Source organism: Candidatus Pristimantibacillus lignocellulolyticus, assembly GCA_023639215.1.
Lineage (GTDB): Bacteria > Bacillota > Bacilli > Paenibacillales > Paenibacillaceae > Pristimantibacillus > Pristimantibacillus lignocellulolyticus.
In genome coordinates this window covers 1,943,332-1,955,628 of sequence record CP097899.1, presented here as the reverse complement: position 1 = coordinate 1,955,628, position 12,297 = coordinate 1,943,332, and the positions used below count along the sequence as shown (strand labels likewise).

Sequence of the window (12,297 nt, the reverse complement as noted above, 5' to 3'; positions counted from 1 at the left end):
ATTAGTTGCCTCCTTCCTGTGGAGCTTTCTTCTTAGTCGGAAGGACTTCACCACGGTAGATCCATACTTTGACACCTAGACGACCATAAGTCGTATGTGCTTCTGCTGTACCGTAATCGATGTCAGCACGAAGTGTATGAAGTGGAACAGTGCCTTCGCTATATCCTTCTGAACGAGCAATCTCAGCGCCGCCTAGACGACCAGAAACTGCAGTTTTGATTCCTTTTGCGCCAGAACGCATAGAGCGTTGCATAGCTTGTTTTAGAGCACGACGGAATGATACACGACGCTCTAGTTGTTGAGCAATACTTTCAGCAACAAGGATAGCGTCTAGATCAGCATGCTTGATTTCTGAAATATTGATGTGAACTTTTTTACCTTTAGCGATTTTACCTAGTTGAACACGAAGATTTTCAACTTCTGTTCCGCCTTTACCAATTACCATACCTGGCTTAGCAGTATGAATCGTTACGTTTACGCGATTAGCGGCACGTTCGATTTCAAAGCGAGAAACAGCAGCATCTTTCAACTTGCCTTTAAGGTATTCGCGAATTTTAACGTCTTCCATTAGAAGATCGCCGAAGTCTTTTTCTGCGTACCATCTGGATTCCCAATCACGGATGATCCCGACACGCAAACCATTAGGATTTACCTTTTGACCCACTCGTTATCCCTCCTTATTTTTCAGATACGACCAAAGTGATGTGGCTGGTTCTCTTATTAATTCTACTTGCACGACCCATTGCACGTGGGCGGAAACGTTTCATCGTTGGTCCTTGGTTCGCAAATACTTGCGATACAACCAAATTGTTAACGTCAAGTTGATTATTATGCTCAGCGTTAGCAATTGCAGAGTTTAACAACTTCTCCAAAATTGGGGAAGCAGCTTTAGGCGTGTGACGCAGAATTGCGATTGCTTCGCCAACTTTCTTACCACGGATCAAATCCGCAACTAATTGAGCCTTACGAGGAGCAATACGTACAAATCGTGCATGTGCTTTAGCTTCTGCCATGTGGGAACCTCCTCTCATTCATTAGAAAGTGATCAAGGGCAAATTAACGTCTGCCCGTTTTTTTGTCATCAGACGCATGACCTTTATACGTACGTGTTGGTGCGAATTCGCCTAGTTTGTGACCAACCATATCTTCCGTCACATAAACTGGTACGTGTTTCTTACCATCATATACCGCAAAAGTGTGTCCGATGAATTGTGGGAAAATTGTAGAGCGACGAGACCAAGTTTTAACTACAGTCTTTTTCTCCGCTTCATTCAAAACTTCAACTTTTTTCAAAAGGTGTCCATCAATAAATGGACCTTTTTTCAAACTGCGACCCATGTGAGTTCCTCCCTTCACGTAAGAGCTCTTGCACAACTGAAGTTATGCTGTTTGTATCAAGCTATTATTACTTCGTGCGACCACGAACGATATATTGACTTGATGCTTTTTTCTTCTTGCGTGTTTTGTAACCAAGTGTCGGTTTACCCCATGGAGACAATGGAGATTTACGACCGATAGGAGCACGACCTTCACCACCACCGTGAGGGTGATCATTAGGGTTCATTACTACCCCGCGGACTTGAGGACGTTTGCCCAGCCAACGATTACGACCAGCTTTACCAATTTTGATAAGCTCATGGTCACCATTACCTACACCACCGATAGTAGCACGGCAAGTGTTAAGAATGCGACGAACTTCGCCAGAGTTAAGACGAACTGTTACATAATTTTCTTCTTTACCAAGCAATTGAGCTTCTGTACCAGCAGCACGAACTAATTGTCCGCCTTTACCAGGTTTCAACTCAATGTTGTGGATAACTGTACCAACTGGAATGTTAGCAAGTGGAAGAGCGTTACCGATTTTGATATCAGAACCGATACCAGATTGAACTTGGTCACCAACTTTAAGACCTTTAGGTGCGATAATGTAAGCTTTCGCTCCATCAACATAATGGATTAGCGCAATGTTAGATGTACGGTTTGGATCGTACTCGATTGTTGCAACATTACCAATGATGCCGTCTTTATTACGTTTAAAGTCAATGATACGGTATTTACGTTTATGTCCACCACCGTGGTGACGAACTGTAATTTTACCTTGATTGTTACGACCAGCTTTTTTGAAAAGCGGCGCAAGCAATGATTTCTCCGGAGTACTTGTCGTAATTTCTTCGAATGTAGAAACTGACATGTTACGACGAGCAGGAGAGGTCGGTTTGTACTTTTTGATTGGCACTTGTGTTCCCTCCTTTTCTAAACTGACGTTTCAAAGAATTCTAGTTCTTTGCTATCTTGACTTAATTGAACAATAGCTTTTTTCCAATTCGGTCTGTAGCCACTGTATTTACCATAACGTTTCGGTTTACCCGCAACGCGCATAGTGTTAACACTAGTTACTTTAACGTTGAAAATTTGCTCAATAGCAAGTTTAATTTCGGTTTTATTAGCGCGTAAGTCAACTTCAAAAACATAACGTTTTACAGCCATGTAATCGCTCGTACGTTCCGTAATAACCGGGCGCTTAATGATATCGCGAGGATTCTTCATTATGCAAGCACCTCCTGTACTTTCTCTACCGCTTCTTTAGTGATGATCAACTTGTCATAGACAAGAACATCACGAACATTGATGCCATCAGCAGCGACGAATTTAACTCCAGGGATGTTACGAGCAGACAATGCTACGTTATCCTCGTAGTTAGCAGTTACAACCAAAGCTTTACGTTCTACTTTAAGGTTGTTAAGAATGTTTGCGAACTCTTTCGTTTTTGGAGTTGCGAATGCAAGTTGATCCAAAACGATGATGTTTTCTGCAACTACTTTAGAAGAAAGTGCAGATTTGATCGCAAGGCGACGAACTTTTTTAGGAAGTTTGAAGCCGTATGAGCGAGGTGTAGGGCCGAATACAACACCACCACCAACCCATTGTGGAGAGCGGATACTACCTTGACGAGCACGACCTGTACCTTTTTGTTTCCAAGGTTTACGTCCACCGCCGCGTACTTCGGAGCGTCCTTTAGTTTTGTGCGTTCCTTGACGTTCTGCAGCTTGTTGCAGAAGGACAGCACTATGCATAACATGAACATGCGGTTGGATACCGAACACGCTATCAGCTAGTTCTAGTTCGCCAACTTGTGCACCACTCACATTGAATACTGTTACTTTAGGCATTTCTTGTTCCTCCTTTCTTCAACAACAATTAGTTCTTAACCGTTTGTTTAATATTTACAAATCCGTTTTTAGGACCTGGGATAGAACCTTTAATTAGAAGAACGTTACGCTCAGCGTCTACACGAATAACTTCTAATTTTTGAATAGTAACTGTTTCTGTACCCATATGTCCTGGTAGGCGTTTACCTTTCGGTACGCGGTTCGCTTGGATAGAACCCATTGAACCTGGACCACGGTGATAACGAGAACCATGTGACATTGGACCAGTACTTTGACCCCAACGTTTGATTACACCCGCGAATCCTTTACCTTTAGAAATACCTGTTACGTCAACAAATTCGCCTTGTGCGAACAAGTCAGCTGACACGATTTGGCCAACTTCATACTCACCAAGATTAATTCCACGAATTTCGCGAACGTAGCGCTTAGGAGTTGTGTTAGCTTTTTTAGCGTGACCAGCTTCTGGTTTATTGGATCTGCTTTCTTTTTTGTCAGCAAAACCAAGTTGAACAGCTTCATAGCCATCGTTTTCCAAGTCTTTCTTCTGTAAGACTACGCAAGGACCAGCTTCAATTACTGTTACTGGAATTACGTTACCTTCAGGAGTAAATACTTGAGTCATACCAAGTTTTTTACCTAAGATACCTTTCATGTTGACACCTCATTCCTCTCTATACTCGCATTAATTCTTCTTACAGTTTGATTTCGATATCTACACCGGATGGTAGATCCAGACGCATCAATGCATCAACAGTCTGCGGCGTAGGATTCACGATATCGATTAAACGCTTATGAGTGCGTTGCTCGAATTGCTCGCGAGAATCCTTGTACTTATGCACAGCACGTAGAACAGTGATGATTGTTTTTTCCGTTGGTAACGGAATCGGACCGGATACACCTGCACCGGAACGTTTTGCAGTTTCAACAATTTTCTCTGCGGACTGGTCAAGAATTCTATGATCGTATGCTTTCAAACGAATACGAATCTTTTGCTTTGCCATTTTAAGTCCCTCCTTCTATCGCCCAATTTTTTAATCGGACATACTCCGTAAGAAAACCCTACACATGCCCCATGGCAAAGGGGCCGGGTGTGTCGGCAACCTCTCACATCAACGCAACGTCAGACCAACAGTCAATATTATACACGAGTAGGCATATGATTGCAACTAATTTTATACCTTGTACAATAATTGTTTTTTTCGACGTTTTATTCTCTAATTAATAGATCAAAGCGTACGCTTATCATCACTAATAGTTGTTCCATAGAATAGCTTAATGAGTACAAGCGAGCGTTTCGAGTCATCCATTAACCTGAGCACTTGTACTATTATATAAGTTTACACTGCACTTGTCATGTTCCAAATAAAAACAACGAGTTTTCATCTCTGAAAATCGCTGTTTTTGTTTTTGTTTCTTCTATTATATATAGTGATGCATTTCAAACAAAGCGTTAACCAAGAACTACGCGATCATCAGCCATAGCTTTACCGCTTATTTGTTCAAACTCTTTAAGCAAACCTGCAACCGTTAAATCCTCTTTACGCTCCGGATCAACTTGTAATATAATTTGCCCCTTATCCATCATAATCAAGCGATTACCCAGACGAATCGCTTGTTCCATATTATGAGTAACCATTAAAGTAGTCAAGTTTAGTTCTCTTACAATCTTTTCTGTCAAATCCGTTACAAGTTCAGCTCGAGCAGGGTCTAGTGCAGCAGTATGCTCATCCAACAATAATATTTGCGGTCTTGTAAATGTCGCCATCAACAAACTTAATGCTTGTCTCTCCCCGCCCGACAGCATACCAACCTGAGCTGACATACGATTCTCCAGTCCTATGCCAAGGCGAGATAGCTCTTCTTTGAAAATCGTTTTAGTTTTATGTGTTACACCAAAAGTTAATTTTCTTTTTTGACCACGCTTATATGCAATTGCTAAATTCTCTTCAATAGTCATCCTCGGCGCAGTACCCGCCATCGGATCTTGGAACACTCTACCTATCCATTTACTACGAGTATGCTCTGGTAAGTGACTAACATCATTACCATCAATTTGTATTGTTCCGATATCAGGTTTCAAAACTCCCGAAATAATATTCATTAATGTTGATTTACCCGCACCATTACTTCCAATAATTGTAATGAAGTCACCAGCTTTAAGATGAAGGTCCGCTTTAAGTAAGGCTACTTTTTCATCTACAGTTCCAGGATTGAATAACTTGGAAACATCATTAATATTTAGCATTAACTCCCTCCTTACTTGCAGAATTAGTTTCTAAGCTAATCATTACCTCTCGGGCTCGTTTGCGCGAGATTTGTTTTTCTGTCACTGCTGTCTTCACTGTCGGAATAACGAGTGCACATATAATAATAATCGCTGTAATTAGCTTCATATCTTGCGCATCCATACCGGGCACTCGTAGCGCTAGAGCATAGATTATACGATAAATAATAGCTCCAAATAATACAGCTAATGTCGTGCGGAATATCGTTCTCTTACCGAAGATCGCCTCACCTATAATAACAGATGCAAGTCCGATAACAATCATACCCACTCCCATATTTGCATTCGCCTGTTTAGTGGAAAATGCTATCAATGCGCCTGATGTAGCTACCAAAGCATTAGAAAGGGATACACCCAGAATTGTTGTCATATCTGTATTTGCACCAAAGCTTTGAATCATACGTTTGTTATCACCTGTTGCCCGAAGACTTAAGCCAATGTTCGTTTTGAAAAACAAGTCTAAAATAATTTTTACAGCAACTGCTAATATTAAACCGATCAATAAAGCTGGTGCGCCTTTCACAATCATCGGAGCTCCATCAAATAAATTAGCTTCATTACGGAGTGTTAAATTTGGTTTTCCCATAATACGAAGGTTAATAGAATATAGTGCAATCATCATAATAATACCTGATAATAGCCCATTTATTTTTCCTTTCGTATGCAATAAACCTGTCATCAAACCCGCAAGTGCACCACCACAAAATGCACACAGCAACGATAGAACAGGATGTACACCATTTAGTGTCATTACCGTAGCGATGCCTGCACCTGTAGTAAAGCTTCCGTCAACCGTAAGGTCGGGAAAATCAAGTATACGGAAAGTAATAAAAACTCCTAATGCCATTAACGCATACAGCAGTCCACTCTCCACGGCACCAATTAAAGATGTTACCATAATGCTCCTCCTGTCTCTACAAACTATACTGGGGAATCAGCGTCTGATCCCCCAGTATAGTTTTATTCGATATTTTCTATTTAATAGTTCTTACATCCTATTCAAGAATGTTTTGTGCTGGATCTTTAACATAATCTTTCATTGCATCCGTAACTGTAATTCCCATCTCTTGGGCAGCTTTCATATTAAGAATGAAATCAAGCTGTTCTGGTTTACGGACATTCATATCACCAGGTTTTTTACCATCTTTTAAAATTTCAAGCAGCATTTGACCAACTTCGTAGCCATGATCATAATATCTGAAACCAAGCGTTGCAAAAGCGCCTTTCTCAACAGTATCGCGATCGGCAGAGAAGAAAGGAATATCATGCTCGTACGCAACATCAATAATCGCATCTACTGATTCAACAACTGTGTTATCAAGAGTAATATAAATCGCATCTACGCGACCAACTAGCGATTGTGCAGCTTGTTGTACATCAGAACCGTTAACAATTGGCGCTTCTTCCCAACCAATATTATGAGTTGCCAAACGATTTTTGGCTGTTTCAGCCATTACAACAGCATTTGGTTCACTCTTATTAATAACAATGCCTACTTTTTTAACGTTAGGGAACTCTTTTGCAATAAAATCCATTAACGGCTCAATTGCATCTGGGTTTGAATCGGACGCACCAGTTACATTACCACCTGATGCTTCTAGAGTTGGAACAAGCTTAGCATCGATTGGATCAGTAACTGCTGCAAATACAACAGGGATATCAGTAATTTCGTCAACTAAAGAAATCGCATTTGGCGTTGCTATTCCAACAGCAACATCCGGCTTACCAGATTTAATTTTCTGCGATACAGCGGTTAAATTATTAAAATCAGCTTGTGTATTCTGATAATCAATAGTTAAATTTTTTCCTTCCTCAATACCACCGTCTTTTAAAGCAGCAATAATACCGTCACGTACTGCGTCAAGCGATGCGTGTTCTACGAATTGAGAAATAGCAACTTTATATTGCTTATCATCACCATCGATTGTTGTTTCTGTATTATTCGTATTAGAAGAACTATTGTTTGTACTAGTGGAACCAGATGTATTGCTATTACTAGTATCGTTGTTGCCGCATGCTGCAATTACTAACATGATAGTTGCCAAAACAAAACCTAACAATAATTTCTTTTTCATTGAAATGAACCCCCATTGTATTTTTATTTCAGAATAAATATATATCTATTCTTTTCATCATCTTAATGGGACAAGTTTAATACGTCAATACTTCTAAACGATAAAGTATTATCGCACTAAATCTTGAAAGATTAAAAGGTTACTACATCCACAAAAAAAGAAGCCTCCATTTTCATGGAGGCTTCTTTATAAGCAGCTTATGCTGCGAGTTTATTAAGCTTGGATAGATGCAACCGCACCGGCACCAACTGTACGACCACCTTCACGGATTGAGAAGCGAGTACCGTCTTCTACCGCGATTGGAGCGATCAATTCAACTGTTACTTCGATGTTGTCACCAGGCATAACCATTTCAGAACCTTCAGGAAGGTTGATGATACCAGTTACGTCAGTTGTACGGAAGTAGAACTGTGGACGGTAACCAGTGAAGAATGGCTTATGACGGCCACCCTCTTCTTTAGTAAGAACGTAGATTTGAGCTGTGAAGTTAGTATGAGGCTTAACAGAACCTGGTTTAGCCAATACTTGACCGCGCTCGATATCTTTACGATCTACACCACGAAGTAGTGCACCAACGTTGTCCCCTGCTTGAGCATAGTCAAGCAATTTACGGAACATCTCTACGCCTGTTACTACAGACTTACGAGTTTCTTCTTGAAGACCGATAATTTCGATCTCATCACCAACTTTAATTTCTCCACGCTCAACACGACCAGTAGCAACAGTACCACGACCAGTGATTGTGAATACATCCTCAACAGGCATAAGGAATGGTTTGTTAACATCACGTTCCGGAGTTGGAATGTAAGTGTCAACTTGCTCGAACAATTCAATGATTTTAGAAGCCCAAGGACCATCAGTGTTTTGAAGTGCTTCACGAGCAGAACCACGGATGATTGGAGTATCATCACCAGGGAAATCGTATTCGCTAAGAAGGTCACGAACTTCCATTTCTACAAGTTCAAGAAGCTCTTCATCTTCAACCATATCACATTTGTTCAAGAATACTACGATGTAAGGAACACCTACTTGACGAGAAAGCAAGATGTGCTCACGAGTTTGTGGCATAGGACCATCAGTTGCAGATACAACTAGGATAGCTCCGTCCATTTGTGCAGCACCAGTGATCATGTTTTTAACATAATCGGCGTGACCTGGGCAGTCAACGTGTGCATAGTGACGAGTTGGTGTTTCATACTCTACGTGAGAAGTAGAGATTGTGATACCACGCTCGCGCTCTTCTGGAGCTTTATCGATTTGATCAAACGCAATCGCAGCACCACCATATGTTTTAGATAGTACAGTAGTGATTGCAGCTGTAAGAGTAGTTTTACCATGATCGACGTGACCAATAGTACCGATATTTACGTGCGGTTTAGAACGGTCAAATTTAGCTTTTGCCATTGAACTTAATCCTCCTCAATATATCTAATAATTTTTTTATGTGTAAGCCGATATTAGATATTTTATATCTAATTTCGGCTAAAATCAAACTTTTCAAAAGTGAGATTATTCACCTTTGTTTTTTGCAATGATTGCTTCAGCGATTGACTTAGGAACTTCTTCATAGTGAGAAAGCTCCATAGAGAATACGCCACGACCTTGAGTACCAGAACGTAGAGTTGTAGAATAACCAAACATCTCAGACAAAGGCACTTTAGAACGAACAATCTGTGCACCTGAACGCATATCTGATCCTTCAATACGTCCACGACGAGAGCTGATCATACCCATTACATCACCGAAGTATTCTTCAGGAACTGTAACTTCAACTTTCATGATTGGCTCAAGAATAACCGGCATACATTTTTCTTTGGCAGCTTTAAGTGCCATTGAACCTGCGATTTTGAACGCCATCTCAGAAGAATCGACATCATGGTAAGAACCGTCAACAACAGTTGCTTTAACATCAACTAGTGGGTAACCAGCGATAACACCATTTTTCATTGATTCTTCAATACCAGCTTGGATTGGTCCGATATATTCACGAGGAATAGAACCACCCACGACTTTACTTTCAAAGATAAAGCCTGAACCTGGTTCAAGCGGTTCAAATTCAACCCAACAATGACCGAATTGACCTTTACCACCTGATTGACGAACAAACTTACCTTCCACTTTCGCACCTGCTGTGAAAGTCTCACGGTATGCTACTTGAGGAGCACCAACAGTTGTCTCAACTTTGAATTCACGTTTCATACGATCAACTAGGATTTCAAGGTGAAGCTCACCCATACCTGCGATGATTGTTTGGTTCGTTTCTTCGTCAGTGTAAGCACGGAAAGTTGGATCTTCTTCAGCAAGCTTAGAGATTGCAATACCAAGTTTATCTTGGTCAGCTTTCGTCTTAGGCTCGATAGCGATTTGAATAACTGGATCAGGGAAGTTCATGGATTCAAGGATAATTGGTGCCTTTTCATCACATAATGTATCACCAGTCGTAGTATCTTTCAAACCTACAGCTGCTGCAATATCACCAGAGAATACTTCTTGAATCTCTTGACGGCTGTTTGCATGCATTTGTAGTATACGACCAACACGCTCACGTTTGCCTTTTGTAGAGTTCAGCACGTAAGAACCTGATGTAAGAACACCAGAATATACGCGGAAGAACGTCAAACGACCAACATAAGGATCCGTCATAATTTTGAAAGCTAGAGCAGAGAAAGGTTCTGAATCATCAGAAGGACGAGAACTTTCAGTACCATCTTCTAATGTACCTTTAATTGCTTCGATGTCAACTGGAGCAGGTAGGTAATCTACTACTGCATCAAGAACCAATTGAACACCTTTGTTACGGTAAGATGAACCAGCTACTACTGGATAGATTTTAGTTTCGCAAACGCCTTTACGAAGTGCAGCTTTGATTTCTGGAATTGAAATTTCTTCGCCTTCCAAATACTTATCCATCAAAACTTCATCAAGCTCAGAAACTTTTTCTACCAAGATAGCACGCAATTCTTCAACTTGCTCCGCATATTGTGCAGGAACTTCACCAACTACTGGATCTTTACCAAGATCATCAACATAAGTGTAAGACTTACGTTCAATAATATCGATAACACCGATGAAGTCATTTTCAGCACCCATAGGTACTTGAATTGCTACTGCATTAGCTTGTAGACGCTCATTCATGTCCTTAATTACGTTTAGGTAATCAGCACCGATGATGTCCATTTTGTTAACGTAAGCAATACGAGGAACCCCGTATTTATCTGCTTGACGCCAAACTGTTTCAGACTGAGGCTCAACGCCTTCTTTAGCACTGAAAACACCTACAGCTCCGTCCAATACACGAAGAGAACGTTCAACTTCAACCGTGAAGTCTACGTGACCCGGAGTATCGATGATATTGATGCGGTTACCCTTCCAAGCAGCTGTTGTTGCAGCAGAAGTGATCGTGATACCACGCTCTTGCTCTTGCTCCATCCAGTCCATTGTTGCTGCACCTTCATGTACCTCACCAATTTTGTGAGTACGTCCAGTGAAGAACAGGATACGCTCAGTTGTAGTTGTTTTACCCGCATCGATATGCGCCATGATACCGATATTACGTGTATTTTCCAAGGAGAACTCTCTTTTTGCCATCGAATTTTCCTCTTTTCGTGGTTTATCCTACCAACGGTAGTGAGCGAAAGCTTTGTTAGCTTCAGCCATTTTGTGTGTATCTTCGCGTTTCTTCACAGCTGCACCAGTGTTGTTAGATGCATCCATGATTTCAGCCGCCAAACGTTCTTCCATCGTTTTCTCACCGCGGTTACGGGAGTAGTTAACCAACCAACGTAATGCAAGAGCAGTACGACGTTCAGGTTTAACTTCGATAGGCACTTGATAGTTAGCACCACCTACACGGCGAGCTTTAACCTCAAGTACAGGCATGATGTTTTTCATTGCTGCTTCAAAAACTTCCATTGGATCATTTCCAGAACGTTCTTGAACCAATTTGAATGCATCATAAAGAATCGTTTGTGCAGTTCCTCTCTTACCGTCCAACATAATACGGTTGATAAGACGAGTTACCAACTTTGAATTATACAACGGATCTGGTAGCACATCGCGTTTTGTTACAGGACCTTTGCGTGGCATTAGAAGTCCCCCTTTCTTCAATAAATAATTTGTGTTGGTCTAACATTGCTCCGATTAGGAGTTGCCATTATTTTTTAACTTTAGGACGTTTAGTACCATATTTAGAACGAGCTTGCATACGGTTATTTACACCTGCAGTATCAAGCGCACCACGAACGATGTGATAACGAACTCCTGCTAAGTCTTTTACTCGACCACCGCGGATAAGTACCACGCTGTGCTCTTGAAGGTTATGTCCGATACCTGGAATGTACGCTGTAACCTCTACACGGTTAGTAAGACGTACACGGGCATATTTACGAAGCGCGGAGTTCGGCTTCCTTGGAGTCATAGTACCTACACGAGTACAAACACCACGTTTTTGTGGAGATCTAGTTTCAGTAGCTTCACGTTTAAGAGCATTGAAACCTCTTTGCAATGCTGGTGATTTTGATTTAACAACTTTAGCTTGGCGTCCTTTACGAACTAGCTGATTAATTGTTGGCATGTTGCCACCCCCTTCCCATAATTATGTCATTTATATTGGTAGACATCTCACCCATATTCAAGCCCACAGATCCAGGCGGTTCATAATGAAGTTGCATATACCCATACCCGACCACTAGGCGCACTACGATATATTAACATTAAGTAATAGGTTATGTCAAGCAGTCGACGAACTCTTTACTTGATTAATTCAGAA

At 41.1% G+C, this 12,297-nt stretch carries 15 protein-coding genes; all 15 read right to left on the bottom strand.

Going from position 1 to position 12,297, the window contains the following annotated elements; all coding sequences use genetic code 11:
• Nucleotide 1: 1 nt before the first annotated feature.
• Nucleotides 2–664 carry a 30S ribosomal protein S3 gene (gene rpsC, locus NAG76_08185; protein URN96194.1) on the bottom strand — a complete coding sequence of 221 codons (663 nt, stop codon included), beginning with the start codon at nucleotides 662–664 and terminating at the stop codon, nucleotides 2–4.
• 13 nt (nucleotides 665–677) lie between these two features.
• Nucleotides 678–1,013 carry a 50S ribosomal protein L22 gene (rplV, locus tag NAG76_08180; protein URN96193.1) on the bottom strand — a complete coding sequence of 112 codons (336 nt, stop codon included), beginning with the start codon at nucleotides 1,011–1,013 and terminating at the stop codon, nucleotides 678–680.
• 43 nt (nucleotides 1,014–1,056) lie between these two features.
• Nucleotides 1,057–1,338 (bottom strand): 30S ribosomal protein S19, encoded by a 282-nt coding sequence (gene rpsS / locus NAG76_08175; GenBank protein URN96192.1) that lies wholly within the window; start codon nucleotides 1,336–1,338, stop codon nucleotides 1,057–1,059.
• Between the two features lie 67 nt (nucleotides 1,339–1,405).
• The gene (gene rplB, locus NAG76_08170; GenBank protein URN96191.1) at nucleotides 1,406–2,236 is read right to left on the bottom strand and encodes a 50S ribosomal protein L2; all 831 of its coding nucleotides are present in this window, start codon (nucleotides 2,234–2,236) and stop codon (nucleotides 1,406–1,408) included.
• A 17-nt stretch (nucleotides 2,237–2,253) separates the two neighbouring features.
• Nucleotides 2,254–2,547 carry a 50S ribosomal protein L23 gene (rplW, locus tag NAG76_08165; protein URN96190.1) on the bottom strand — a complete coding sequence of 98 codons (294 nt, stop codon included), beginning with the start codon at nucleotides 2,545–2,547 and terminating at the stop codon, nucleotides 2,254–2,256.
• On the bottom strand, nucleotides 2,547–3,170 hold the full coding sequence (gene rplD / locus NAG76_08160; protein URN96189.1) for a 50S ribosomal protein L4: 624 nt from the start codon (nucleotides 3,168–3,170) through the stop codon (nucleotides 2,547–2,549). Before rplD ends, rplW begins: the two co-directional genes overlap by 1 nt.
• A 28-nt stretch (nucleotides 3,171–3,198) precedes the next feature.
• Complete coding sequence (rplC, locus tag NAG76_08155; protein URN96188.1) at nucleotides 3,199–3,822, bottom strand: 50S ribosomal protein L3; 624 nt, start codon at nucleotides 3,820–3,822, stop codon at nucleotides 3,199–3,201.
• A 40-nt stretch (nucleotides 3,823–3,862) separates the two neighbouring features.
• Nucleotides 3,863–4,171 (bottom strand): 30S ribosomal protein S10, encoded by a 309-nt coding sequence (gene rpsJ, locus NAG76_08150; GenBank protein ID URN96187.1) that lies wholly within the window; start codon nucleotides 4,169–4,171, stop codon nucleotides 3,863–3,865.
• Nucleotides 4,172–4,620: 449 nt separating this feature from the next.
• The gene (locus tag NAG76_08145; GenBank protein URN96186.1) at nucleotides 4,621–5,415 is read right to left on the bottom strand and encodes an ABC transporter ATP-binding protein; all 795 of its coding nucleotides are present in this window, start codon (nucleotides 5,413–5,415) and stop codon (nucleotides 4,621–4,623) included.
• A complete protein-coding gene (locus NAG76_08140) occupies nucleotides 5,402–6,352 on the bottom strand; it encodes an ABC transporter permease (protein URN96185.1) in 951 nt (316 codons plus the stop codon). Before NAG76_08140 ends, NAG76_08145 begins: the two co-directional genes overlap by 14 nt.
• A gap of 97 nt (nucleotides 6,353–6,449) precedes the next feature.
• Nucleotides 6,450–7,529 carry an ABC transporter substrate-binding protein gene (locus NAG76_08135; GenBank protein ID URN96184.1) on the bottom strand — a complete coding sequence of 360 codons (1,080 nt, stop codon included), beginning with the start codon at nucleotides 7,527–7,529 and terminating at the stop codon, nucleotides 6,450–6,452.
• Between the two features lie 213 nt (nucleotides 7,530–7,742).
• Nucleotides 7,743–8,933: an elongation factor Tu gene (gene tuf, locus NAG76_08130; protein ID URN96183.1), complete on the bottom strand. Its 1,191-nt coding sequence runs from the start codon at nucleotides 8,931–8,933 to the stop codon at nucleotides 7,743–7,745.
• Nucleotides 8,934–9,038: 105 nt separating this feature from the next.
• Entirely contained in the window at nucleotides 9,039–11,117 is a 2,079-nt protein-coding gene (gene fusA / locus NAG76_08125) for an elongation factor G (protein URN96182.1), read from the bottom strand.
• Between the two features lie 27 nt (nucleotides 11,118–11,144).
• Nucleotides 11,145–11,615 (bottom strand): 30S ribosomal protein S7, encoded by a 471-nt coding sequence (gene rpsG / locus NAG76_08120; protein ID URN96181.1) that lies wholly within the window; start codon nucleotides 11,613–11,615, stop codon nucleotides 11,145–11,147.
• A gap of 67 nt (nucleotides 11,616–11,682) precedes the next feature.
• Complete coding sequence (gene rpsL, locus NAG76_08115) at nucleotides 11,683–12,102, bottom strand: 30S ribosomal protein S12 (protein URN96180.1); 420 nt, start codon at nucleotides 12,100–12,102, stop codon at nucleotides 11,683–11,685.
• Nucleotides 12,103–12,297 lie beyond the last annotated feature (195 nt).